Below are 24,482 nucleotides of genomic sequence, written 5' to 3' on the forward strand. Positions count from 1 at the left end.
TGAGCAGCGTACCGTCGATATCGCAGAACACAGCTTTGATGTGGCTGAAGGTGGCGTCCATGGGGGCCTTTCTGGGTTGTGCGGCGGTGTGGGGTGTGGTCGTTAACGGCGTACATGGTATACCAAGGCACAGGCGCGGCCCCTCAAAGCAAAAACCACCACAAAGGTGCCTGGCCCCTTTGTGGTGACCAGACCCGAAGGGTGGCCTGGCCCGGGGCGCAAACCATCACAACATTCGATGTTTTTCGGCACAATCGCGATTTTCATCGAATGTTGTGATGGTTTTTACTGCTTTGCGGCACGATCCAAATGCCGGCGTCCAAACAGCAGCAGCGCCGCGGGAACCGCCGTCACGACCATGCCTGCCCCCACGAGCGTCCGTTGTACGCCAAATGTTGCCGCCAGCCACGGTGCAACCGCCAGAGGGGCCACGCCGGCGAACATGTTGCCAAAGCCCATGACCGAGTTGACGCGACCGAGCTGCTCGAGCGGAGCCGTCGTTTGCACGATGGTGTTGTGGAGCGGGTTGACGACACCCCAAGCTATGCCCAGGGCGACCTGGCCGACAAAGGCCACACCCACGTACGGTGTCCCCACATAGAGCAGGCTTCCCAGACCCACAGACATAAGCGCCACGAGCAGCGTTTTAAGATTGACCAGGTGCGGCGGCAAGCGGAGCGCGACCACGGCGCCCAGCACCGCGCCCACGCCCGAGGCCGACGAGAGCCAGCCCATCCACTCAACGCCGACGCGTAGGACATCGCGATAGAAAAACGACTCGAGCGGATCGAAGGCCCCGTAGCCAAAGTTCGAAAGAAAAATGATGCAGAAAAGTAGCGCGAGGACGCTGTTGGTGAAGACTGTCTTGATGCTGGCTGCGAAGGTGGCGCGGGTGGATGTACTGGGGTTGGAGCTTTGTCCCGCACGCTCCCCTTCCTCTGCCGAATCGGCATCCGCATCTCCGGCGACATGGCTGGTCTGCGGCCTAAAGCCCCAACCGGCGACGAGCGCCAGTACGGTAAAGATCATCATGAGCACGAACACCGCGCGCGACGACGCAGCCGCCGCGACAAAGCCGCCCAGCGTGGGGCCAACGATGATACTCACGTTTGAAAACATGGCGATGGCGGAGTTGATGTCTTTGAGCTCAACGGGATCATCGGTGAGGTAGGCCGGATAGGATGTGGCAATAGGCTGGGCGAATCCCATCACAAAGCCCAGGAGCACCGCGCCGGCAAGGACTGTTCCGGTCGCGCTGCCAAAAACGAGGATCGCCGCGTCGGTTGCCAGCGTGCCCACGATGCTCAGCAAGAAATGGCGGCGCGGGCCCCAGGCGTCAAGCGCCGCGCCACCCGCAAAGGATCCCAGGATCACGAATACATTCATAAACAGGACGGCCAGCGATGTCGCGACGACCGAAGCGTCGTCCGCATAGGTGAGCGTTCCGATGACGCCGATAAAGTAGCTGGTCTGGAAGCCGGTGTAGATGAGAAAGCGCATCGCCACCAGGCGCTTGGCCTGCACGGACAGCGATGATTGAGGCTTTGAGAAAAGAGAGGCGAGCATGGAGACTCCTTGTTTCATACGAATGCGGACGGTGGGCATTCGCCACCGTCTGTCAAATCAATCTATTCGCAAGAAACACTAAGGACGCATCAAGCCCCTTCTCTCCGTTTTTCGCCCGTCATGAACTACTTGGTAGATTGTAAGGCATGCCCCACACATCTACCAAAGCAAAATCCACCACAAAGGAGCCTGGCCCCTTTGTGGTGGATATGACGTTTGCCAAGATAAAACCTGCCAAAATAAACCTGTCCCCTTTTGACAGGCTTTAGGCCAGATAATCTTGGATGAGGTCGCAGATGGCTCGGGCGTCGTTGATGTTGATGGTTCGGGTCGCAAAGCCGGCGTCGAAGGCCTGGCGTGCCAGAGCCTCGTTGCAGGCAAGGGCCAGCGTGTGACCGTCGACCAGGTCGAGCGAGCTCTTGCCGCGCAGACGGTCGACACCGGAGCGCGCGACCACGATGTTGTCGAAGCCCTCGGTCTTGTAGCCCTCGATGATCACCACGTCAACATCGTTGTAGCGCGACAGCAGCTCACGCGCGGGCATCTCGTCCTCCTCGCGCGTGTCGGCGTACTCCGCCCAGCGCGTGGCGCAGATGAGGCCCACGTGCTTGGATCCGGCCTGGTGATGGCGCCAGGTATCCTTAGCGGGCACATCGATATCAAAGCCATGATGCCCATGATGCTTGAGCGAACCCACGCGCAGGCCGCGGCGGGTGAGCTCGGCGATAACCTTCTCGACGAGCGTGGTCTTGCCCGAGTTTTGGTAGCCGATAAACGCGATCGCGGGGACGGCCGGAGCTGGAACTGTGGGCGCGACGGCGACGGGTGCGCTTGCGGGCACGGCACCGTCAGCGGCCACGGCCTCAACGGCAGCGGCCTGACGCTCTGCACGATCCCACACGCCCGAGCGGCCGCCCTCCTTGTGCAGCAGGCGCACGTCGACGATCTCCATGCCGCGATCGACGGCCTTGCACATGTCGTAGATGGTTAGGCACGCGGCACTCGCGCCGGTCAACGCCTCCATCTCGATACCCGTCTTGCCCGTCACGCCGGCCGTAACCAGTACGTGAAAGCCAACCTGCCCGTCCGCGCGCGCCGGCGCCCAGCCCTCGGGCACGTCATCGACAGGCGTTCCCGCCGGAGCGATGGGCGCAATGTCGCACTTGCTCTTGGTAATGAGCAGCGGATGGCACATGGGGATGATGTCACTCGTGCGCTTGATGGCCATAATGCCCGCCACGCGCGCGCAGGCAAGCACGTCGCCCTTCTTGGCGCGGTCCTGCAGCACCATGGCCTGCGTCTCGGGATGCATGAGGATAGTGCCCTCGGCGATAGCAATGCGATGGGTCTCGGCCTTGTCGGACACGTCGACCATGCGCACCTCGCCCTTGGCGTCCACGTGCGTCAGCTCGTCGCGACGGGCGTCGCGGGCGGGCTCGGTAGCAGCACTGGCAGACGGCTGCGCACCTGTAACGACATCGCTGGCCGCAGCCGTGACTTTGTGGGCAGACATCGCGGCCCTGCGAGCGGCCTTGGTGGCATCGGCGTACCTGCTCTTGGCCATATGATCATCCTCCGATTTGGGACATAAATCGTTGCGTGCCCTCAATTATCGCGTGTTCCTGCGGTTTGTGGGCCACGGCATCGCGCCAAATCGAAAGCACCTGCATATCATCACCACGGCGCAGGGCGTCGCGCACCGAATACTCGGCATCACTGAACAGGCACGGACGCACGTTGCCGTCTGCCGTCAGGCGCAGACGGTTGCAGTTCGCGCAAAAATGATTGGACATGGCGCTGATAAAGCCGACCGTTCCCGCCGCGGCCGGAAAGTGCCAATAGCGCGCAGGACCCGCGCCGGCAGGAGCGTCGTTGATGTCGAGCGGCTCGAGCTCGCCCAGTCCCGTCGCGGCGGCCCAGGCATTGATGCGCGCCCGCAGCTCGTCGCTCGGCACGGTATCGCCCGCGTCCCACAGCTCGGGATTGAGCGCGGGCGCATGCGGGTCCACAGCGCAATGCGAGCTCGTGTGTTCGTCACCAATGGGCATGTACTCGATAAAGCGCAGATGGATGGGGCGGTCAAGCGTAAGCCGCGCGAGGGCTGCCACATCCTGGTTGAGCCGGCGCACAACAACGCAGTTGACCTTAACGGGCTCAAAGCCCCAAGCCAGCGCCGCGTCGATGCCAGCCATGGTCTGTTCGAGCCGGCCCAGACGCGTGATCTTTCCAAACAGCGTAGGGTCGAGCGTGTCGAGCGAGATGTTGACGCGGTTAAGACCGGCGTCTTTGAGCTGCGGCGCCAGCTTGGGCAGCAGGGCGCCATTGGTGGTGAGCGAAATGTCCTCGATCTGCGGAATCGCGCGGATGTCGCGAATGAGCGGAATAATACGGCGGCTGACCAGCGGCTCACCACCCGTCAGGCGCACGCGGCGAATGCCCTCCCCCGCCACCAGGCGCACAAAGCGGGCGATTTCCTCGGCGCTGAGCAGCTCGTCGTGCGCACGGGGCGCCACGCCATCGGCTGGCATGCAGTAAATGCAGCGGAAATTGCACTTGTCGGTAACGGCAATGCGCAGGTAATTAATGTCGCGGCCAAAACCGTCATGTTGCACGTGCCCGCCCACGCAGCCCTCCCCTCACGCGGCGTTTTATTCTTCGGAAAACATAATACCCCACGAGAGAATCATGCCGACACCCGTACGACAGGACAGGTCGCCTCGAACAAAACGGACCTTCCGAGCCCATCCTCAACACACAGACCATCACAACAATCGATGCTTTTTCCGTTTTTGGCAAAAAACGTCGAATGTTGTGATGCTTTGCCTGCCCACGGCACCCCGCAGAAGGACCGGAACGTCCCTAAAGGCCGCCGTCCCAGTGCCGAATCACGAATTCTCGTAGGTCGTTCTGACGTTTCTGGAACGCTTCGCTTCGGTCGCACTTAAGGCCCATAGCGAGCGCGATGGCATTCATTGCCCGATGCAATTGCAGTTGATGGGCAAACTGAGTCCCGGTGAGGACGATCATCCTAAAGCCCAGCGCGCTCAGCACGGTCATACGCTCCGCATCCGACGCGCTGCGCTGTTTATCAAGATGGTCAGAGCCGTTGTATTCAATCCCCGTACCGCTCGCAGGCGCATATACGTCGATCTCGAAATACCCGGCCTTTGCGAGATACTTGAACTCGTTGGGGACATCGACCCGATGGTTGAGCTCGATCTTGGCGTATCCCAGCCCTCCCTGAGAACGTTTTGCTACGACCATGATTGCGGTGGCCGTCTCCATGGGCGACCGCGCGCCATCGTGCACGCGCTTGAGCACGGCGGCCGCGCGTATAGCCCCCTGACGAGATCGGTTCCCATTGCAATAAGTAATCAAGTCGGCAACGGTATACCTCTGCCCCATCTCGATATAATCGCCTGTCGACAGATGATTCAAATGGTATCGGGCGCAGATTTCGTAGCCATATTCCAGCTGCTCGGGCTCACTCATCCACAAACCCGCTTGGACAAAGCACATGACCTCATCAACCACCAGAAGGCCCTCTGCCACCTCGATAAGATGGTCTGGAGGTATCGGCGCCCCAAACACGTGGCACCTAAATCCAGCCGGCGTCGAGCGCTCAAAATCGAAGTTGACGAGCGTGTCGATATGATCGAGCTCTTCTCGTGGAATACCAAGAGAAACCAGATGGTCGGCAACGATCCCAACCGCCGTTGAAGCCCTCAGCCCCTTGGCATCGAGTCCCAATTTGGGCAGGCTCGCGGTCGGTTCCGCCTCGTTAGCAAGCGAGTCCTCATCGTATAGACTGCTTGCTCGCGAGAGCGACTCGGACGGGCGCGCCACGTTGTGGTACAGCCAGGCAGTCTTATGGGACAGGACGATCGGCAGGTCCATGAGCCCTCCAATGGAGTCGGATAACCAACCTTATTCCCCTGCTCACGGGTCCGCACACCTTCGTGCGCAAGAAAGCGATTCCACCCGGTCGAGTGGCAGAAAAACCATCACAACATTCGATGCTTTTCCCGTTTTTGGCGAAAAACGTCGAATGTTGTGATGGTTTGAGGCGAGGTAAGAGGCACGGAGGGGTCAAAGCATCGTGCTCGAACGGGTTAATCCAGCTCTTTTAAGCCATGCGCCAGCTGCCAGTACTCGCCGTGCTGGGCGAGCAGCTCTTCGTGCGTGCCGCGCTCGATGATGCGGCCGTGTTCGAGGACCATGATGGCGTCGGCGTCGCGGACAGTGGACAGGCGGTGCGCGATCATAAACGTGGTGCGACCGCGCATGATGCGGTCCATACCGCGCTCGATGAGCTTTTCGGTACGCGTGTCGATGGAACTCGTGGCCTCGTCCAGGATGAGCACCGGCGGATCGGCGACGGCCACGCGCGCGATGGCGAGCAGCTGACGCTGACCCTGCGACAGGTTGGCGCCGTCGGCCGTGACCGGTGTGTCGTAGCCCCGCGGCAGGCGGCGGATAAACGAGTCGGCGCAGGCGGCCTCGGCAGCGGCGCGCACTTCCTCGTCGGTCGCGTCGAGCTTGCCAAAGCGGATGTTCTGCGCAATGGTGCCGCTAAACAGGTGCGTGTCCTGCAGCACAATGCCGAGCGACCCGCGCAGGCTGGCCTTGGCAATGTGCTTGACGTCGATGCCGTCGTACGTGATCTCGCCGTCATCGACCTCGTAGAAGCGGTTGATGAGGTTGGTGATGGTCGTCTTGCCGGCGCCCGTGGAGCCCACAAACGCAATCTTTTGCCCCGGCTTGGCAAACAGGTTGAGGTCCGTGAGCACGCGGGCGCCCGGCACGTAGGAAAAGTCCACGGCATGGAAGCGCACGTCGCCGGCAAGCGGGACCAAGCCGCACGTGAGCTCGATGCCGTCGGCGGCCACCGCGCGGCCCGACTCATCAACGGCTGCCACGTCATGCAAGTGCCCGTACGCGCCCACGCCCTGGCCCTCGGGAATCTTCCACGCCCACGCGGCGTCGCCCGTCTGCACCAGCTCCACGCAGCCCTCGTCCACCTCGGGCTCAAGGTCCATAGCCGCAAACAGGCGCTCGGCACCGGCCAACGCGTTGAGCAAGAAGTTGCCCAGCTGCGTAAACTGGTTGATGGGCATGGCCGCCTGGCGCACAAAGACCAGGTAGCTCGCGAGCGCGCCCACGTCGGCGAGTCCCTTGATGCAGAGCATGCCGCCCGCCACGGCGACGATGGCATAGTTGACGTAGCCAATCACCACGGTCATGGGCACCATGGAGTTGGCATAGCTCACGGCGGCGGTGCCGGTGCGGCGAAGCTCGTCGTTGCGGCAGGTGAAGCCGGCGACATTCGCCGCCTCGCGGTTAAAGACCTTGATGACCTTTTGGCCCGAGACCATCTCTTCGACGTATCCGTCCAGGTCGCCAAGCGATGCCTGCTGGGCAGCAAAGAAACGCTTAGAGCGCGCGCCCGAGTAGCGCGCATACAGCACAATGGCCGCATCGCACACGAGTGTGATAATCGTGAGCTGCCAGTTAAGGATGATGAGCATAGCCGTGGTGCCCACAACCTGAATGGCGGCCTGAATCACGTTGGCAAAGCTGTTGTTGAGCGCCTCGGAGACGGTGTCGACGTCATTGGTGAAAAAGCTCATGATGTCGCCCGAGCGCGTGCTGTCAAAATAACTGAGCGGCAGCGTCTGGATGTGCGCGAACAGGTCGCGGCGAATATCGGACACCACGCGTTGGGCCGCGCGCACCATGATCTGCGAGTAGCCCAGGGCCGAAAGCACGCCCGCGGCGTAGATGATCGCCGTCAGGATGACCTGCTTGGCGAGCAGTTCCTCCCCGCCCGTAGCCAAACCGTTAACGATGGGGCGCACCATGTAGGTGCCGGCGAGGCTCGCGATGGCGGCGACGGAGGCGAGCACGCCCACCGCGAGCAACGAGAACTTGGCATGCCCCATGTAGGAGAGCAGGCGGCGCACCGTGCGCTTGAGGTCGGCCGGGCGTGCTTGGGCTGCGGTCTTAGGCATGGCGCTCACCCCCTTCCAAGGGCGATCCGCTGGGAACGGAGGAAAACGGATCATTCGCGCAGCCATCGTCGCCGCCGTCGCTGGCGTCCGTGTTCCCCGCAAACTCCATCTGCGAGGCGTAAATCTCCTGGTATATGTTGTCGCCCGCCAGCAGTTCCTCGTGCGTGCCCACGCCGTGGACACGACCGTCATCCAACACCACAATGCGATCGGCATCCATGACGCTCGCGATGCGCTGGGCGATGATGAGCACGGTCGTATTGGGAATCCGAGCGATGTGCTCGCGAATCTTAGCGTCGGTCGCCATATCGACCGCGCTGGTGGAGTCATCAAAAATGAGCACGCGCGGATGCTTGAGCAGTGTGCGTGCGATGCACAGGCGCTGCTTCTGGCCACCCGAGACACCGGCGCCGCCTTGGCCCAACTCGCCGTCGAGTCCGCCGATGCGATCAAGGAACTCGTCCACGCACGCCGCGCGGCAAGCCGCGAGGAGCTCATCGTCCGACGCCTGCGGATTACCCCACTGCAGGTTCTCGCGCACGGTGCCCGTGAACAGCACATTCTTTTGCAGCACAATGCCCACGGCATCGCGTAAGGTCGCGAGGTCGTAGTCGCGCACGTCGTGTCCGCCCACAAGCACGGTGCCCTCAGTGGCGTCGTACAGGCGCGCAATCAGCTGCACAAGCGAACTCTTGCCCGAGCCCGTGCCGCCGAGGATGCCCACCGTCGAGCCGCTCTCGATGCGAAGGTCGATATGCTCGAGCACATCCTCGGCTGCATCCGCGCGGTATTTAAAGGAAACGTCGCGAAACTCGATACTGCCGTCCGCTGGCGCCGCAATCGCGAGGTCTCCCGCGGGGTTGGCGATAAAGGGCTCCTCATCGAGCACCTCGGCGATACGGCCCACACTCGTAAGAGCGCGCGTGAGCAGCAAAAACACGTTGGAAATCATCATGAGCGAATTCATGATCAGCAGCACGTAGCTCATAAAGCCCGTGAGAGAGCCTACACCCAACTTGCCGGCGAGAATCATGCGGCCGCCAATCCACAGGATGGAGAGCGCAGCCACGTACATCGACAGCTGAAACACCGGCAGGTTGAGCACCGCGCTGCCAAAGGTCTTTGTCGCAGTGCGCGCGAGCTCGGTATTGACGGTGTCGAACTTGGCCTCCTCGTGCTCGGTACGAACGTAGGCCTTGACGGCACGCACGGCGGTGAGGTCTTCCTGTACCACGCCGTTGAGGTGATCCATCGAGGTCTGGAGTTGGCGGTAGAGCGGGCTCACGCGATAGGTGATGACGCCCAGCACGATTGCCAGCACGGGCAAGATGATCGCAAAGACGGTGGCGAGCGGGCGCGACAGCATCAGCGCGTAGATAAGGCCGACGATAAGCGTCACCGGGCCGCGCACCATAGGGCGAAAGCCGTTGCCCACAGCATTTTGGATAACGGTGATGTCCGTGGTCATGCGGGTGACGAGTGAGCTGGCGTCGTAGTTGTCCAGGTTACCAAAAGCGAGCGTCTGAATCTTTTTGTACTCAGCCTCGCGCAGGTTAGCGCCTAGGCCCGAGGCAACGCGGGCGGACGTGTGTGCATAACCCAAGCCCAGTACCAGCGAAAGCGCAGCGCACACCAACATGTACGACCCCTGCAGCAGCATGTAGCTGATATCACCCGCAGGCACGCCCACATCGATGATGTTGGCCATGATGACCGGGATAAACAGCTCGAGCACCGTCTCGACCGACACAAAGAACACGCCGAGGATGGCATCGCGACGGTATGCCCCTAGATAGGAAAACAGTATTTTGAGATTGCGCACGCAGGTTCAACCCCCATCAAACGTTGTTCGCAAACGCACGTATTATTGCGCGCCGAATAATGGTGTCAAGTATTCCGAAATCGTTTTCTGCAAGGTTAGCGCCGGCGGCGAGTTCTCGTGATGTGTGTCCATATTCACTCGGAATAATGGTGCGCGAGACTTTTTCGCTCCGGCGTCATCACAAACCTTGACTCTACAATCGTTGTAGGGTTTTCACTACACTGGTACGTAAACAAACCCAGCCAGAAAGCCCCGCCCATGGAACACGACCTCACACGCGGCAATATCCTCAAGACCATCGCGGTCTTTGCCCTGCCCTATATGCTCTCGTACTTTTTGCAGATGCTCTACGGTATGGCCGACCTGTACATGATGGGGCAGTTTAGCGGTGCCGCCGGCATCACCGCCGTGGGCAATGGCGCGCAGACGCTCTATATCATTACCGTGACGCTTGTGGGCCTGGCCATGGGAACGACGGTCATCGTTGGCCACGCCGTGGGCTCGCGCCGCTTCGACCGCGCCGAGGCCGCCATCGGCAACACCATCACACTCTTTATGGGCGTCTCGGTGGTGCTGGCCGCTATCCTGCTCGCACTGTGCCCGCAAATCGTGGCACTCATTGGCACGCCGGCCGAGGCGGTCGAAGGAACCGCCGCCTACCTGCGTATCTGCTTTGTCGGCATTCCCTTTATCGCCGCGTACAACATTCTTTCGGCCATCTTTCGCGGGCTGGGAGATTCGCGCTCGCCCATGTACGTGATCGGCGTGGCATGCATCATCAACATCGCGCTCGACTTTCTATTTATCGGCCACATGGGACTCGGCCCCGTGGGTGCGGCGCTCGGCACGGTAACCGCCCAGACGGCAAGCGTTGCCCTCGCGCTCGTGTGGCTCAAGAGCCGTCGCACGAACATCCACGTTAAGCGTAGCGACCTGCGCCCCCAGCCCGAGGTGCTCGGCAGCATTCTTAAGATCGGCGTGCCCGTGGCCGTGCAGGACGGCTGCATCCAGGTGGCGTTTATGTTCATCACCGTCATTGCCAACCACCGAGGGCTCGTCGACGCTGCCGCCGTGGGCCTGGTCGAAAAGATGATCAGCTTTTTGTTCATTGTGCCGAGTTCCATGGGTGCCACCGTCAGCGCGCTCACGGCGCAAAACGCCGGCGCGGGCAAGGGCGATCGCGCGCGTCAGGTGCTCAAAGACGCCATGACGATCTCGGTGGTGTATGGCTGCCTGATCACGGTGCTGATGTGGCTGGTGGCACCGGCGTTTATCGGCTTTTTTGCCAAGGACTCCGCGGTCGTCGCGGCCGGTACCGGCTATATGCGCAGCTACATTTTCGACGCGATTTTTGCCGGCATCCACATTTGCTTTAGTGGCTTTTTCGCTGCATACGGCAAGAGTTACATCGGCTTTGCGCACAACGTGCTGGCCGTGGCACTCATTCGCGTGCCGGGCGCGTGGCTGCTGTCGAACGCCTATTCCGACACGCTGTTTCCCATGGGCATCGCTTCGCCATGCGGCTCGATTTTGTCGGCAGTCATCTGTGTTGTCGCGTTTACCGTGCTCAACCGGCGTGGGGCTTTTGACAAGTTGGCAGCGTAGCGGGGCAACGCGAAATCGCCCCCATCGACGACATCATCAGCGACGACCCGGCGACCTACGTGACGCAGATCACGGTGCCGGTTGTCCCGGCAAAGTAAGAACCGCCCGGAAGGCATCGTGCTTCCGGGCGGTTCTTACTAATCATTATCCAGCAACTCGAATCGATTTCTAGATATCACCAATGCGGCATAATCTTGGCTTTGGTGAAAAACATGGGCAACCACAACGTCCTCGTTATCGTAGTAATAAAGCATTACATAAGAATTGACGAGGCAAGCATGGTAGCCAAGCGCTGCAAGCTCGGGTAACTTCGATAAGCCGTAGTCAACTACACCACTTTGAAGAAGCTGGAGCTGACTACGGTATTTATCAAGAAAATGCCGGGCGGTAAAAATACCATGCCCTAATAGATAATCAACGATATCGTCAACCTCTTGTTCAGCTGTAGGCAGAATCTTGACGTTATAGGCCATATTTTGCCTCAAGGTCATCGAGGGCCTCAAAGGCATCACGCGCCGTGCCGGCAGCACGCTCCCGCTCGGCCACAGCTATACGAGCCATCAGGCGAGCCTTAGCCTGTTCCTGAACCATGAGGTCATAGTCTTCAGATCGAAGTACAACAAATTTGCTATAGCCGTTTTTTGTAACAGTCACTGGGCCCGTAGTAGTTTCAACGAGCTCAGAAAACTTTGCGGTGTCCCGCATATCTTTAATTGGAACGCAAACGGGCATGGCACACTCCTAACATAATTGTGTACACAATTATGTTACACCAAAACGACCCCGCTAAAGTCCTAAAGCATCTTCACTGACAATCTGAATGTCATCGCCCTTGGACTGGAGTTCCAAGGCTTTCTTTACCTTACTCCCGTAGTTCTTTGTAGTCCAAGCATCGCTGCCTTCATCGCCCACAACCACGTAGTCGCATTTCTTTGACACGCCACTCAGTACCTGGCCGCCATTCTGCAAAATAAACTGCTTGATACACTCTTTTGAACCATGATAGAAAGTACCAGAGAGGCAGAATTTCTTTCCTTCAATTTGAACCTGTCGATGCGCTACGCCATCGGAGCAGGGATTGATTACCCCCTGCAATAAACCAACCAATTGATTGGATTCGCGCTCATCTATATCACCATCCGCCAAAGCGGCAGTTAGAAGCGAGCAAACTTTGTCGAGCAAAGGGTCGCCTTGCAACTTATCATGTTCTTCGACATACTGCAGTACTGACATTGCCTCCAAGGCATCAACTCGGCCATTGGCGACTATCATTTCGCACAAACTTAGAAAGTCGCAGTAATCGGCAGTCTTTTCCGACTTCACTCTCTGTGCCGAAGCACGGGAAGCCCCTTCATTTGAACGTCGTTTGCAACTAGCACCAAGACTATACGGTGCAAACGTGGGGACACGCCCCTCGTCTTCCATAACCAACGAGTGGAAAATACGCCTGCAAGCATCCGCATCGTCCAAGGCTCGATGATGGTTCCCCATCTCAAGATCTAGGCATCGGCAAACCGTTGGAAGCTTATAGTCTGGGTATTCTGGATGCCACTGCTTGGCAAGCTCTTTAGTGCAGGCGTAATTCCACTCGGGCCTGTCAAGTTCATAGGCGTCGAATAGCTTCCACAGAACCGCCAAATCAAATGAAGCGTTGTGAGCAACCAGAGCGGCTCCGTCAAACAAGCTTTTCAATGAGCGTGACCATATTTCCGGAAATGTAGGAGCACCGGCAACATCAGCGTGGGAAATGCCCGTTAGCCTCATGTTTATTTCCGAAAACGGCTCCTCAGGATCAACCAAATAGGAATCCTCTGCAAGGACGGCACCATTGCAGTCACATCGAATTAGTCCAATTGAGCTAATTCGATCATTGTGTCCATTTGGAGTTTCAACATCCAAAAACAGTACGTCTGCCGCCATGACAGTCTCCCTACTCCACAGGAACTTCGCCCGTTTCGATAATTTCCTCAAGTTGGTCTTCGTCCAGTACGGGCACACCAAGTGCTTGGGCCTTAGTGAGCTTTGAGCCCGCATTCGCCCCCGCAACTACATAGGAGGTTTTCTTCGAAACCGACCCCGTCACCTTAGCCCCCAGAAGTTTCAACACATCCCCAGCCTCGGAACGAGAACGTTTCTCGAGTGTACCGGTCAGAACAAAAGTCAATCCTGTTAGTGGTTGCTCTGAAGCGAGATTGGCGGAAATACCAGCTTTTTCAGACTTTGCCTGCATTGCGCCCATAAGGTCTTCCTCGAGAGAGAAACCGCATTCACGAAGTCGCTGAAGCACATCGAGATTTTCCGGAACAGAGAAGAACTCCTTTATGCTATTTGCGATTTCCGGTCCAACCCCTTCGATCTGGGCTATATCTTCCTCGTCAGCTATAACAAGTGCATCAATTGAAAGGTAACGCCGGGCTATAAGCTCGGCGACGCTCTTCCCCACCAAGCGAATCCCCAAAGCAAACAGAATCCTTGGGAGCGGCAACTGCCGAGATTTATTGAGCTCATCGACTATCTTTTCAGCCGTCTTCACACCCACCGGTATGGGCTCGCCCGCATTTTTAACGATTCGATCGGCTTTGTAAAGCCTTGGAGTACCGTCCTCGTTGAGCATCGGCTTTCCATGCTTATCGAGCATGGGGTCGCCCTTACGATGCCCCCCTTTTACCACGCGGCCCGTGTCCAGGCCTGCGATGTCATCGATCGTGAGCTGGTAGAAGTCCGCGACATCGTGGACCAGGCCGGCGGCGATCATCTTGTCGACGATCTCGTCGCCTAGGCCGTCGACGTCCATGCAGCCGCGGCTCACCCAGTGGAGCAGACGCTCCTTGAGCTGCGCGGGGCAGTCGATGGAGACGCAGCGGTAAGCGACCTCGCCATCCTCGTGGACCACAGGGCTGCCGCACACGGGGCAGACCTCGGGCATCTGCCAGTCAACGCTGTCGGCCGGGCGCTTATCGAGCACCGGGCCCACGACCTCGGGGATCACGTCGCCTGCCTTGTGCACGATGATAGTGTCACCCTCGCGCACGTTTTTGCGGCGAATCTCGTCGATGTTATGCAGCGTGGCGCGCGCGATGGTGGAGCCGGCGACCGTCACCGGGTCGAACTCGGCGACCGGCGTGAGCACACCGGTGCGACCCACCTGGATGCGTATCTCGCGCAGGACGGTCTGCTTTTCCTCGGGCGGGAACTTAAAGGCGATGGCCCAGCGCGGCGCGCGGGCGGTAAAGCCCAAGTCGAGCTGCTGTTGGAAGCTATCGACCTTTACAACCACGCCGTCGATGTCGTAGTCCAGGTCACCGCGATGCTCGAGCGCCTGGGCACAGAACTCGTGGACATCGGCCGGCGTGGCGCAACGAGCCACGTTGGGGTTGACGCTAAAGCCGGCGCTACGCAGCCAGTCCAGAAACTCGCGCTGGCTGTGGACGTGCAACGGATCGGTATCGGCAATGGCATAGATAAAGGTGGCCAGGTCACGGCGTGCCGTGACCTTGGGATCCTTTTGGCGCAGGCTGCCGGCGGCGGCGTTGCGCGGGTTGGCGAAGGGGTCGCGACCCTCGGCATCGGCCTCGTCGTTCAGACGAACAAAGCTGCCCTTGGGCATATAGACCTCGCCGCGTACTTCGATGGTGCGCTCGCGATCGGCGGCCATGTGGGCGAGCGCCGGCTCGGACAGATGCATGGGCACATCCTTGATAGTGCGCACGTTGAGCGATACGTCCTCGCCCGTGGTGCCGTCGCCGCGCGTGGCGGCGCGCACAAAGGTGCCGTTTTGGTAGGTAAGCGCCACGCCCAGACCGTCGATCTTAAGCTCGCAGGTATAAGTGACGCTACCGGCACCAAGCGCATCCTCAGTGCGCTGGAGCCACGCGTCGAGTTCGTCCAAATCCATGGCATCGTCCATAGAATACATGCGTGCCATGTGCGTGACCGGCGTAAACTGCTCACTCACGTAGCCGCCCACGCGCTGGGTATAGCTGTCGGGCGTTACCAGATCGGGGTAGGTGGCCTCGATCTCCTGCAGCTCAACGAGCATTTTGTCAAAGGCGGCGTCCGTGATCTCGGGCGCGTCGAGCATGTAGTAGCGATAGGCGTGATAGTCGAGCTCGTGGCGCAGCTCGGCCGCGCGCGCTGCCACCTGGGCACGGGCATCGACCGGTGCAGCGGTATCCGTGCTCGCTAGCGTTTCGGTATCGATGTCCACGCCGTCACCAAACAGGCTCGATTGCTCCATAGCGGCACTCCTTCGCTCGATTTCAAACGGATACAAGAGTACCACCGGTCACCATGGGGCCGAATAACCCTTTCGAACCGCACCGAATCGGCAGCCGCCAGACTGGGGTGGACAGTTAGTTCAGATACGTATAAATCCTAGAGCTGGATCAGGCACGAACACCCCTGTTTCAACTAATTTGGGCTCCTCGAGACCATGTAAACGTCCCGCTCTCCCTTCCAAACACCCATTCGAGCCCCATCCCAATCAAAAATTGCTCAAAACGCATCCCAAGCTGCCCCAGATTTATACGTATCTGAACTAACTGTCCAGACCATTCCGAACCAGGCCTCTTGTCAGCCCCAAGTGATCCATTTTCCTCCGTCCCCAACGGATCAATAAGAAAAGAGGGGACTGCCCCACGTTGATGGGACAGCCCCCTCTGGCCTCGATATACGCGATACGGCTCGCTAGTAGCCCTGACCGTAGCCTTGACCCTGGCCCTGCTGGCCTAGCAGCTCCTCCAGGTACTGGCGCAGCTGCTCGTCGGTAATACCGCCGTTGCCGGTGTCGGTCGCGCTGTCGTCCTGCTGCTGGTTCTGCAACTCTTCATCGGAGCCCAGCTCGACGGTGACCTTCTTCTCTTCCTTGCCGCGCATGAGCGTGATTTCGACTTTCTCGCCCACCTCGTGGCTGCGCAGCGCAATGATCAGGCCATCGGCGCTCGTAATCTCATCGTCGTCCAGCTTGGTAATGACATCGCCCTCTTGGATGCCAGCCTTGGCGGCAGGACCATCCTCAACGACGCTCGCCACATACGCGCCGCTATCGGTGCTCAGCTTGTTGGTGCGGGCGTTGAGCGCGTTGACGCTCGAAAGCGTGGCGCCCATGTACGGATGCACCGGCGTCTTGCCGTCGATGATCTGGTCGGCAATGTTCTTGGCATAGTTGACCGGAATGGCAAAACCCACGCCCGAGCTGGAGCCCGAATAGCTCTCGATGAGCGAGTTGATACCCACGAGCTCGCCATTGTCGTTGACGAGCGCGCCGCCGGAGTTGCCCGGGTTGATGGCGGCATCGGTCTGAATCATGTTGGCATAGATGGTGTTACCGCTGGTAGAGCTCATGGCCGTGGAACGATAGAGCGCCGACACGATACCCGTGGAGACAGACTGCTCGTTGCCGAACGGCGAGCCGATCGCCATAACCCACTCGCCAACGTTGAGCTTGGAGGAGTCGCCAATTTCGATCGGCGTAAGCTTGGAGGCGTCGGCGTCCTTGAGCTTGATGACGGCCAGGTCGCTCGAGGCGTCGTTGCCCACGAACTCGGCCTCGTAGGTGGTGCCGTCGTCCATGGTAACCACGTACTGGTCATAGCCATCGACCACGTGGTTGTTGGTGAGGATGTGGCCCTCGGTATCGAGCACCACGCCCGAGCCGACGCTGCCCGAGCTGTCCGACTCGTCGGCAGACTGCGAAAGCGAGCCATTCTGGCTACCGCTCGAAGTGGCGGTGATGGAAACGACGGAGGGCAACGCCTTGGCAGAGACGGCCTCGGCCAGCGTGGTATCCTCGGAGTCGATGGTGATCTTTTGCGCCGATGAACCCGAAGCACCCGCCGTCACGGCGTTCCTGCCGCCGCCGATATCGAGCGTGCCGCTCATAATGAGCGCGATGACCAGCAGGGCGCCACAGGCACAGCCGGCAAGCGCCGTAATAAAGATCGGCAGTTTTTTGGTCTTGGTCTTGACCACCGTGTGCTTGTTTACAACCTGCTGGCCGCCCAGCGGCTTGCCGGTCTGCGTGTCGTAGGCTTGCACGTAGGGAATGTTGCCGTCGGCAGGCGTCGACTCCACCTGTACGCGCGGCTGCTGCTGAGTATCGCCGGCATTGCCCGGATCCTGGGGGAGCTGGGAATCGTTCTCGCTCATAGCTGCAATCCTTTCGTCAAATAACCAAAGGCCCGCCAAACATGTGGCGGGCCATCATTGTTCACGTTGAGTTGTACCCCAATATGCGGGCGAACGTGTATGAGAACGCAATCTTTTAGGAAGGCTTAAGTTCTGCTGCAAACTCGAGAGGAATCCACGCATGCGGCAAAACCACCACAAAGTTGCCTGTCCCCTTTGCGGTGAAAAGCTAGTCCTTAAACAGATAACCCACGCCGCGGACGGTGGTGATATGAGCCGCGATCTGCGGACCCACCTTGGAGCGGATGCGTCGGATGTGCACGTCGACGGTGCGCGTGCCGCCGCAGTACTCAAAGCCCCACACGCGGTGCAGCAGCACCTCGCGGCTGTAGGCGCGGTTGGGGTGCGTCGCCAAAAAGCTCAACAGCGAGTACTCCATCAGCGTCAGATCGATGGGTTCATCATCGAGCGTCACCTGGTAGGTGGCCAGGTTGATCTCGAGGTTGTCGATGTTGAGCACATCGTCGGCGGCGACGGTCTCCTCCTCGCCCATCAGGCGCTGTGCGCGAGCCTTGAGCTCGTTGGGCGTCGCCGTGGGGCATACAAAGTCGGCATGCGCGTGATTCGGCAGGCGCAGGGTGCCGAGCGCCTCGTCGTCGACAATCACCAACATGGGGACGCCGCCGCGATCGTCAAGCCACTTGGCAATCTGATCGATGCGGTCGCTGCGAATGCCGTCGGAATCGAGGATCAGCAGGTCAAAGTCGTGCGCCGCAGTCGGCGAATCGGGTGTGGCAAGGCTCACCTCGACACCCAGGGTGGTCGTCAAGCTGCGGGCAAACTCGTGGAAGCGCGTCGTGCGCGCCATGAACAGGGCACTCTTTTCGGACATATCGGCCTCCAAAGAAATGAGCTCAATCGTACTGGAACAAGCCAGCGCGATTAGGAGTTCGCCAGGTAGTGCTTGATCTCCCACTCGGTGATCGTGGACTCAAACTTATGCCACTCGTCGCGCTTCTTTTTGAGGAAGAAGCTGTGGATGTGCTCGCCGAGGGCATCCTTCATAAACTGCGAGTCCTCAAACACGTCGAGCGCCTCTTTGAGCGAGCGCGGCAGCGGCGTGTAGCCGGCCTCGAGCATCTGGCGGTCGGTGAGCTTGAGCGTCTCGGCCGTTGCCTCGGGCGGGAGCTCCAGCTTGCGCTCGATGCCGTCCAGACCAGCCGCCAGCGTGACGGCGTTGACCAGGTACGGATTGGCCATGGGGTCGGGGCTGCGAAGCTCGATGCGCGTGGACAGCTGCTTGCCGGGCTTGTAGACCGGGATGCGGACCATGCTCGCACGGTTGCGCAGGCCCCACGTGGCGTACTGCGGCACGGAGTCGCCACCCGTGGTGATGCGCTTGTACGAATTGACCGTGGGGTTGGTGATGGCGCTGATCTCGCGCGCGTGTGCCAGAATGCCGGCCATGTAGTGCTTGGCAATATCGGAGAGGTGGTACTTCTCGTCATCCTCGCCCCAAAAGACGTTGTTGCCGTCGTGGTCGAACAGCGACTGATGCAAAAACATGGCGCTGCCGTCCTCGCCCGCCAACGGCTTGGGCATAAAAGAGGCATGGCAGCCGCTCTCGTAGGCCTGCTGCTTAATGATGAGCTTGGCCGTGGTGATGGCGTCGGACATGCTCAGGGCCTCGGCGTGGCGCAGGCTCATGCCGTGCTGCGAGCGGCCGGCGGCGTGGAAGGTGTACTCCACGGGCACGGACATCTTCTCGAGCGTGAGGACCGTGTTGCGGCGCAGGTCGCGGGCGGCATCGCTCACCGAAAGATCGAAGTAGCCCACGTTGTCGAGCGGCTCGGGGGTGTGCTCGTCGGGGAAGTAGTAATACTCCAGCTCGGCGCCCACGTTGAGCAGATAGCCGGCCTTCTCGGCCTTGCGGAACATGCGGCGCAGGGCATCGCGCGGGTCGCCGGCAAAGGGCTTGCAATCGGGAGTGCACACGTCGCAGAACACGCGGGCGACGCCGTTGTGGCTCGGGCGCCACGGCAGGATCTGGAAGGTCGAAGCATCGGGAAACGCCAGCATATCGGCTTCCTCGGGCGTGGCAAAGCCCTCGATGGCAGAGCCGTCAAAGCCAATACCCTCCTCAAAAGCGACCTCGAGGTCCTCGGGGCTAATGGCAAAGTTCTTGAGGCGGCCGAGAATGTCGACAAACCACAGACGCACAAAGCGGATGTCACGCTGCTCTACGGAGCGGAGTACGTAATCGATGTTCTGCTGGTTCATGTCGCTCCCCTTTCTTTCGGGCGGGTTTCGACTGGTCTATATCGCAGATACTATCGCAGAAAAATGTTTCCGCAGGGTTAAAGCGTATCAAGCGCTCAAAAAACGTTCGCGTAGGCGGGTATGACCAGCAACTATCGCTCGGATTCGGAGACAATTTGCCTACAGGCTCGTTCCAGCGCAGGGAACTCCATCGTCACTGCATCCCAAACAACCGAGCGGTCGACATTGCCGTAATCATGCGCAAGATAATTTCTCATGCCGATAATTCCACGCCACTCAATTTCGGGATGAAGCCGCTGCGAGCGTTCCGACAACTTGCCCGCTTCTTCCGTCACCCTAAGCGCACACATCAAAAGGGAGTCCGCCAACGCCCTCGTCCGCACGTCATTCGCATGCAGAAACTGGTCCTCGGTGATATCAAAAGCCTTGATGCGCTCGTTCGTTTCAGAGATGGCTTCCAAAACCTCTTGAGCGCGGAGACCGTCTGACTTACGCGCGATCATAAAGGATCACTCCTTCGCGCTCGATTACCGCGGCAAGATCGTCATCAAGATGGTCGCTCGAGACGAGATCAACCTGCCTCCCGGTTTCTTTGCGCACCGCCTCGCCAAATGCCGACAGCGCGAAAAGACCAAAGCCCTGCTCGCGATCGACTTCGAGACGCAAGTCAATATCACTATCGACATGCGCCTCGCCCCGGGCATACGAACCAAAAAGAATCACGGTTTTGATGGCGGGAATCGAGCTGGCCGCCTCGCAGACGGCGGACTCAATCTGGGCAGTATCCAAAATGCCCGCCGCGGCGCTTTCGCTCGCAGAGTTTTTACCAAGTGAAGGAACAAACGGCAGCGAGCGCTCGCGCAACATCTGCCTCATGAACATATTGACCGCAACGGACGAAGTCATGCCGAGTTCTTCGCACAGCTCCGCAAATGAATCTTTAATTGACGAGTCCACTCGCACACTCAACACAGACGCAGCCATGGATACCTCCTGTATGACATTGTCTATATATTATCATACATGCTAGCGCGAGGTCGAGGCGCGGTGTTCGATGTGGCCGGGGATCTCGATGCGCTTGGGGGCGAGCTTTGCGGCATCGCCCACGGTGGTGGTAACAACATCGATGCGCTCGGACAGGCGCTCGACCACACACTCGGCAATGGTGAGGGTGTCCTGCGCGGCCGTGGTCACGCCGCCAAAGAGCACGTGGTTCCAGGGGTAGTCGTCAAACGTCGCGATCTTGAGCCCCGCCGGCAGCGAGGGACCAAGCTGCGCCAGTGCCTCGGTCAGACGCAGGAAAACCAGGCCGTTGACAGCAATGAGGCCGAGCTTTTTGCCGGCATAGCCGCGGATGGTCTCGTCCAAGCGGCCGACGCCCGTGGCACCGCCGTCGGCCAGGGTGACGACCTCGCCCGCAAGGCCGCGTCGCGAAAGCTCGTCGGCAAAGGCCTCGGCGCGCTCTCGACGCACGGGGCTGTCGTCGCTTGCCTCGGTGAGCAGGCACAGGCGCTCACTGCCAGCGGCGGCCAAGGCGTCTACCAGGCCGGCGACCAGCTCACGGTTGTTAGATGTCACCAGATCGACACCACCGTCGGCAACATCGCGGTCGAGCAGCACAACGGGCAGACGTCCCGCTGCCGCGGCAATCGCCTCGTCATTGCCTCCGCAGGTGTTGACGACCAGGCCGTCCACGCCGGCATCGATAAGTCTGGTGAGCGACTCGGCCTCCTTGGCGGAATCGTTGCCGCTAATGGCAGTCATAAGTGAGCAGCCGCGCGCGGCGGCGCTGGCGGAAAGTCCTTCGAGCATGGCGCTCGAGAACGGGTTGGCGATGTCGGCCAGGATCACGCCGATGAGGTTGGTGCGTGAGCTGCGCAGATTGCGTGCGGCGGCACGCGGGCGATAGCCGGTGCGCTCGATAACCGCCGCGATGCGAGCGCGGGTCTCCTCGGTCATCTGCCCGGGGCGGTTGTTGAGATAGCGCGAGACCGTGGCCGGGCTCACGCCCGCCTCGGCGGCAATGTCCTTGATTCTCATCTGCGCCATGGCGCACCCCGTTTCCCAATTGTCGGCGGTCTGAGCCATTTTAGGCATTTTTAAAAATCTCGGTTGCAAAACGCTGTAGGTGAGCCGCATCGTTTTTGCGTCTCGAGCAGATGCGATGATGGGCTAGATAGACGAGTCTTTAGGCAGCTCAAAGTAGTCGGGATGCAAGGCGATAACCGGGCCCTGCTCTTCGGGCATCAGGTGCAAGTGCGTCTCTGCCAGATAACTCGCCGCATCGGTATCGCCCCTCTTAATGGCCTCGAGAATCCGGCGATGCTGCCGACGAATCGGCTCCCAATCCAGATCCTGCGACACCATACGCAACCAGTTGTATCGCTCAAAATGCGTGTTGATGCTCTTCATCCAATCCCACAACATGTGACGATCGGCAATCTCAAAACATGTCTCATGGAACAAGTTGTCCAGATCGAAAAAGCGACGTGTTTCGCTATGGTCGAGTGACTCGGACTCGGCAAGAATCTGCTCAAGCCGCTGCTTTTGCTCGGGCGTAGCAGCCGAACAACATTTAATGAGCACGCTTCTCTCGAGCTTCTCGCGCAAGAAACAGGCGTTCTCGGCGCGCTCCATGCTGATTTTTGAGACATAAGTGCCGCTTTTGGGACGCGTTTCCACCAGCTCCTGCTCACGCAGGCGCACAAAGGACTCGCGAATGGGCGTGCGCCCGATTCCCGTCTCCTTTTCCAGACCAATCGCCGAAAGGCGCGTGCCAGGCTTGAGCTCGGCATAGATGATCTTGGAGCGCAATGCGTTGTATGCCTGGTCTTGCAGGCTCTGATAATGCTGGTGTTGTTCCATAAAGCCCTCGGATGAAGCCCACGGTTTGTCGAATATCACCACGTAATACTATCGCATCCCCCGCCCCCTCATAAGTTGCGGTGGAATAGTTCCTGCTCAAAGCCTTCAGCAGCAAAAACAGGAACTATTCCACCGCAACTTCCAACAGTCTTTTTGGGACGGGGCTTTTTTGGCTACCCTGAGCCGCAGGTCGGCCCCTTGCCACAAAAGGGGCCCATCTACTACGTTAACGCGGAGAGCCCAGACCATGCTGAAAAGTGCAAAAACAAAACCGCTGGTAGAAAACTTATCGATTTTCAAAATAGCCGGCTATGGTTGACCTCTGCGGCTTAAACGTAGTAGATAGGCCCTATTCGTGGCACAGCACTACTCCATCCCAAATTGGCACCCCGAGCCCTCGTGAGTTGCCAACAAGCTGTTCGCCCAGCGCTTTATCCGCGCGGCATTTGGAAAATAGCACCACCGCAAAACCCGCGAGTAGCGCTTACTTTGCTATATCTTGCTATACTTTGCTATATCTTGCTATACTTTGCTATATCTTGCTATATCTTGAGCAAAGGTGGCTCACATGCAAACAAACCCTTTTAAGCCCACAGCAGGTAAAACACCTCCCACGATTATCGGCCGCGAAGATGTGCTCGAAGAATTCAATGAGGGCCTCGTCAACGGGCCTGGTGCCCCGGGGCGCCTAATGCGCATAGCCGGCGTCCGTGGAACGGGCAAGACGGTCCTCCTTGACGAGTGCTCACGTTTGGCGCAAAGCCGTGGCTGGACGGTCATAAAAGAGGTCGCAACCGAGGGACTTTGCCAGCGCATTCTCGAACAGCTGCAGCCCAAATTCCAGGCCAAACACGCCAGATTTGAGCCCACCGTAGCTGGCATATCCATCGGCAGCATAGATATTGAGCGAATCGGCCCATCGCTACGCGACGCCATGAGACAGACAATATCTAAGAATGGAAATGGCCTGCTCATCACTCTCGACGAGGTTCAAGACGCAGAGCTCGATGAGGTCCGAACGCTCTCCATTGCGATTCAGCAGGTTATCGGCGAAGACCTTGATATCGCCTTTGTTTTTGCTGGGCTGCCTTCGATGATTGAAGGCATCATCAACGGAAAGACACTTACGTTTTTGCGCCGTGCCCTCCCCTTTGATCTGAAGGCTGTAGCAGTAACCGAAGTGTCGTACTCCCTCGAGGAAACCATTGAAGCGTCTGGCATGGAGTTGCAGCCAGGTATTGCCGGCCAACTTGCCGAGGCAACGCAAGGCTATCCTTTCATGATCCAACTCGTTGGATACTACGCATGGCAGTTGGCAAGACGTGCACATACAGCGATTATTGGAGAAGAAGAAGCCGAGCGTGGCATTGCAACGGCACGCGAACGCTTCTGCGCCATGGTGATTGAGCCCGCGCTGCAGCGCATTCCGCCCACGTGCATCGCTTATCTGCTGAGCATGGCGTCTTTGGGGCAGACGAGCTCGACCAGCATGGTTGCCGATGCCCTAAACAAAACGCCTCAACAGGTGAGTTCCGTCCGCAGCCGCCTGTTAAGAGAATCGATTATCGAGGCTCCCTCGTACGGCAAGGTCTCATTTGCCATCCCCTACATGCGCGACTACCTCTACGAGCACAAAGCCGAACTGGAAGTTGAACTGTAGAAACGGCAACTGCCCTGCAAGACGAAAACCGTTTTCGTACGGATTTAAAGCAGACGTAAACGATTTTCGTCTTGATTTGCGTACGGAATTAAGACGTAAATTGCGCTTTCGTACGCTTATTACCAGACGCAAATTGTTTTCGTCCGGCCATGCGTCCCCAATCTAGACGAAAAGAGCCCCGAGCTCGTATTGGGCTCGATGTAAGTTCTAGGGTGTCAGAAGTTACATCAGCCGCTTACGCCCGCTCTGTCTATCTCTCCGAGCGGGACGGGCGCCGATGCCCTGATCTCTGCCATGTCGAGGTGCGAGATCAAATCCTTGGCGCGCTCGCCGGAGTGGTATGCCTTGTTCGGCGCCACCTTCCTGTAGAGCTTCTTGAGCTTCGTCTTCCCCTTGTTGCCCGGCGGCATCTCCGTCTCAGGTGGCAGCCCTAGGAAGGACGGGACGCCGGGCGGGTCGCACGGCATCACGTCCTCGATGTCGGCCTTGGCCGCCAGGTCGACGACTCTCTGCGCTGTCGGCGAGATGTTCGGGGTGCTGCTACCGC

The 24,482-nt window shown here is 59.2% G+C and carries 20 protein-coding genes; 2 read left to right on the forward strand and 18 right to left on the reverse strand.

From position 1 onward, the window contains the following. Positions 1–285: 285 nt before the first annotated feature. The 6 genes from ABHR76_RS06205 to ABHR76_RS06230 all read right to left on the reverse strand — a co-directional run bounded on the left by ABHR76_RS06205 (position 286) and on the right by ABHR76_RS06230 (position 9,399). Positions 286–1,566, reverse strand: a complete 1,281-nt coding sequence (locus ABHR76_RS06205; protein WP_346977079.1) for an MFS transporter — start codon at positions 1,564–1,566, stop codon at positions 286–288. A 265-nt stretch (positions 1,567–1,831) separates the two neighbouring features. Then, a complete protein-coding gene (mobB, locus tag ABHR76_RS06210; protein ID WP_346977080.1) occupies positions 1,832–3,130 on the reverse strand; it encodes a molybdopterin-guanine dinucleotide biosynthesis protein B in 1,299 nt (432 codons plus the stop codon). 4 nt (positions 3,131–3,134) lie between these two features. Further along, on the reverse strand, positions 3,135–4,190 hold the full coding sequence (gene moaA, locus ABHR76_RS06215) for a GTP 3',8-cyclase MoaA (RefSeq protein ID WP_346977081.1): 1,056 nt from the start codon (positions 4,188–4,190) through the stop codon (positions 3,135–3,137). A gap of 235 nt (positions 4,191–4,425) precedes the next feature. Continuing rightward, complete coding sequence (locus ABHR76_RS06220) at positions 4,426–5,463, reverse strand: hypothetical protein (protein WP_346977082.1); 1,038 nt, start codon at positions 5,461–5,463, stop codon at positions 4,426–4,428. A gap of 215 nt (positions 5,464–5,678) precedes the next feature. Then, on the reverse strand, positions 5,679–7,577 hold the full coding sequence (locus ABHR76_RS06225) for an ABC transporter ATP-binding protein (protein WP_138374594.1): 1,899 nt from the start codon (positions 7,575–7,577) through the stop codon (positions 5,679–5,681). Beyond that, complete coding sequence (locus ABHR76_RS06230) at positions 7,570–9,399, reverse strand: ABC transporter ATP-binding protein (RefSeq protein ID WP_346977083.1); 1,830 nt, start codon at positions 9,397–9,399, stop codon at positions 7,570–7,572. The genes ABHR76_RS06225 and ABHR76_RS06230 overlap by 8 nt, the downstream gene beginning before the upstream one ends. A gap of 258 nt (positions 9,400–9,657) precedes the next feature. Here ABHR76_RS06230 and ABHR76_RS06235 point away from each other — a divergent pair, with 258 nt between their 5' ends. Then, a complete protein-coding gene (locus ABHR76_RS06235; RefSeq protein WP_346977084.1) occupies positions 9,658–11,004 on the forward strand; it encodes an MATE family efflux transporter in 1,347 nt (448 codons plus the stop codon). A gap of 137 nt (positions 11,005–11,141) precedes the next feature. On the opposite strand, the gene ABHR76_RS06240 is transcribed toward ABHR76_RS06235, so the two are convergent. From ABHR76_RS06240 to ABHR76_RS06290, 11 genes are all read right to left on the reverse strand, one after another. Then, positions 11,142–11,477 (reverse strand): type II toxin-antitoxin system RelE/ParE family toxin, encoded by a 336-nt coding sequence (locus ABHR76_RS06240; protein ID WP_161145504.1) that lies wholly within the window; start codon positions 11,475–11,477, stop codon positions 11,142–11,144. Beyond that, positions 11,467–11,736 (reverse strand): type II toxin-antitoxin system prevent-host-death family antitoxin, encoded by a 270-nt coding sequence (locus ABHR76_RS06245; RefSeq protein ID WP_117635874.1) that lies wholly within the window; start codon positions 11,734–11,736, stop codon positions 11,467–11,469. The genes ABHR76_RS06240 and ABHR76_RS06245 overlap by 11 nt, the downstream gene beginning before the upstream one ends. Before the next feature lie 54 nt (positions 11,737–11,790). After that, positions 11,791–12,924 (reverse strand): exonuclease domain-containing protein, encoded by a 1,134-nt coding sequence (locus tag ABHR76_RS06250; RefSeq protein WP_161145503.1) that lies wholly within the window; start codon positions 12,922–12,924, stop codon positions 11,791–11,793. A 10-nt stretch (positions 12,925–12,934) separates the two neighbouring features. Then, positions 12,935–15,241 (reverse strand): NAD-dependent DNA ligase LigA, encoded by a 2,307-nt coding sequence (gene ligA / locus ABHR76_RS06255; protein WP_196022684.1) that lies wholly within the window; start codon positions 15,239–15,241, stop codon positions 12,935–12,937. A 449-nt stretch (positions 15,242–15,690) separates the two neighbouring features. Then, positions 15,691–17,151, reverse strand: coding sequence for a S1C family serine protease (locus tag ABHR76_RS06260; RefSeq protein ID WP_196022685.1), 1,461 nt, complete (start codon positions 17,149–17,151; stop codon positions 15,691–15,693). A gap of 208 nt (positions 17,152–17,359) precedes the next feature. Then, the gene (locus ABHR76_RS06265) at positions 17,360–18,022 is read right to left on the reverse strand and encodes a response regulator transcription factor (protein ID WP_161145500.1); all 663 of its coding nucleotides are present in this window, start codon (positions 18,020–18,022) and stop codon (positions 17,360–17,362) included. A 50-nt stretch (positions 18,023–18,072) separates the two neighbouring features. Beyond that, positions 18,073–19,410, reverse strand: a complete 1,338-nt coding sequence (locus ABHR76_RS06270) for a glutamine synthetase family protein (protein WP_161145499.1) — start codon at positions 19,408–19,410, stop codon at positions 18,073–18,075. A gap of 131 nt (positions 19,411–19,541) precedes the next feature. After that, entirely contained in the window at positions 19,542–19,913 is a 372-nt protein-coding gene (locus ABHR76_RS06275) for a HepT-like ribonuclease domain-containing protein (protein ID WP_022095079.1), read from the reverse strand. Then, positions 19,900–20,394 carry a type II toxin-antitoxin system RelB/DinJ family antitoxin gene (locus ABHR76_RS06280; protein ID WP_161145498.1) on the reverse strand — a complete coding sequence of 165 codons (495 nt, stop codon included), beginning with the start codon at positions 20,392–20,394 and terminating at the stop codon, positions 19,900–19,902. The genes ABHR76_RS06275 and ABHR76_RS06280 overlap by 14 nt, the downstream gene beginning before the upstream one ends. A 42-nt stretch (positions 20,395–20,436) precedes the next feature. Then, on the reverse strand, positions 20,437–21,459 hold the full coding sequence (locus ABHR76_RS06285) for a LacI family DNA-binding transcriptional regulator (RefSeq protein ID WP_161145497.1): 1,023 nt from the start codon (positions 21,457–21,459) through the stop codon (positions 20,437–20,439). A 123-nt stretch (positions 21,460–21,582) separates the two neighbouring features. Further along, positions 21,583–22,275: a GntR family transcriptional regulator gene (locus tag ABHR76_RS06290; protein ID WP_117745681.1), complete on the reverse strand. Its 693-nt coding sequence runs from the start codon at positions 22,273–22,275 to the stop codon at positions 21,583–21,585. 568 nt (positions 22,276–22,843) lie between these two features. Here ABHR76_RS06290 and ABHR76_RS06295 point away from each other — a divergent pair. Beyond that, on the forward strand, positions 22,844–23,935 hold the full coding sequence (locus ABHR76_RS06295; protein ID WP_161145496.1) for an ATP-binding protein: 1,092 nt from the start codon (positions 22,844–22,846) through the stop codon (positions 23,933–23,935). A 227-nt stretch (positions 23,936–24,162) separates the two neighbouring features. Here the strand turns inward: ABHR76_RS06295 and ABHR76_RS06300 are convergent. Further along, positions 24,163–24,482 (reverse strand): hypothetical protein (locus ABHR76_RS06300; RefSeq protein ID WP_346977085.1); only part of this gene is annotated, 320 nt, incomplete at its 5' end.

The sequence above is a fragment of the Collinsella aerofaciens genome (assembly GCF_039752985.1).
Taxonomy (GTDB): Bacteria; Actinomycetota; Coriobacteriia; order Coriobacteriales; family Coriobacteriaceae; genus Collinsella; species Collinsella aerofaciens_BT.

What these genes read in the sequence shown, in the direction of transcription:
- ABHR76_RS06285 (WP_161145497.1), bottom strand. Translation starts at nt 21,459, where the DNA reads ATGGCGCAGATGAGAATCAAGGACATTGCCGCCGAGGCGGGCGTGAGC.
- ABHR76_RS06240 (WP_161145504.1), bottom strand. Translation starts at nt 11,477, where the DNA reads ATGGCCTATAACGTCAAGATTCTGCCTACAGCTGAACAAGAGGTTGAC.
- ABHR76_RS06205 (WP_346977079.1), bottom strand. Translation starts at nt 1,566, where the DNA reads ATGCTCGCCTCTCTTTTCTCAAAGCCTCAATCATCGCTGTCCGTGCAG.
- ABHR76_RS06270 (WP_161145499.1), bottom strand. Translation starts at nt 19,410, where the DNA reads ATGAACCAGCAGAACATCGATTACGTACTCCGCTCCGTAGAGCAGCGT.
- ABHR76_RS06265 (WP_161145500.1), bottom strand. Translation starts at nt 18,022, where the DNA reads ATGTCCGAAAAGAGTGCCCTGTTCATGGCGCGCACGACGCGCTTCCAC.
- ABHR76_RS06260 (WP_196022685.1), bottom strand. Translation starts at nt 17,151, where the DNA reads ATGAGCGAGAACGATTCCCAGCTCCCCCAGGATCCGGGCAATGCCGGC.
- ABHR76_RS06280 (WP_161145498.1), bottom strand. Translation starts at nt 20,394, where the DNA reads ATGGCTGCGTCTGTGTTGAGTGTGCGAGTGGACTCGTCAATTAAAGAT.
- mobB (WP_346977080.1), bottom strand. Translation starts at nt 3,130, where the DNA reads ATGGCCAAGAGCAGGTACGCCGATGCCACCAAGGCCGCTCGCAGGGCC.
- ABHR76_RS06245 (WP_117635874.1), bottom strand. Translation starts at nt 11,736, where the DNA reads ATGCCCGTTTGCGTTCCAATTAAAGATATGCGGGACACCGCAAAGTTT.
- ABHR76_RS06235 (WP_346977084.1), top strand. Translation starts at nt 9,658, where the DNA reads ATGGAACACGACCTCACACGCGGCAATATCCTCAAGACCATCGCGGTC.
- ligA (WP_196022684.1), bottom strand. Translation starts at nt 15,241, where the DNA reads ATGGAGCAATCGAGCCTGTTTGGTGACGGCGTGGACATCGATACCGAA.
- ABHR76_RS06250 (WP_161145503.1), bottom strand. Translation starts at nt 12,924, where the DNA reads ATGGCGGCAGACGTACTGTTTTTGGATGTTGAAACTCCAAATGGACAC.
- ABHR76_RS06220 (WP_346977082.1), bottom strand. Translation starts at nt 5,463, where the DNA reads ATGGACCTGCCGATCGTCCTGTCCCATAAGACTGCCTGGCTGTACCAC.
- ABHR76_RS06275 (WP_022095079.1), bottom strand. Translation starts at nt 19,913, where the DNA reads ATGATCGCGCGTAAGTCAGACGGTCTCCGCGCTCAAGAGGTTTTGGAA.
- ABHR76_RS06225 (WP_138374594.1), bottom strand. Translation starts at nt 7,577, where the DNA reads ATGCCTAAGACCGCAGCCCAAGCACGCCCGGCCGACCTCAAGCGCACG.
- ABHR76_RS06295 (WP_161145496.1), top strand. Translation starts at nt 22,844, where the DNA reads ATGCAAACAAACCCTTTTAAGCCCACAGCAGGTAAAACACCTCCCACG.
- ABHR76_RS06290 (WP_117745681.1), bottom strand. Translation starts at nt 22,275, where the DNA reads ATGGAACAACACCAGCATTATCAGAGCCTGCAAGACCAGGCATACAAC.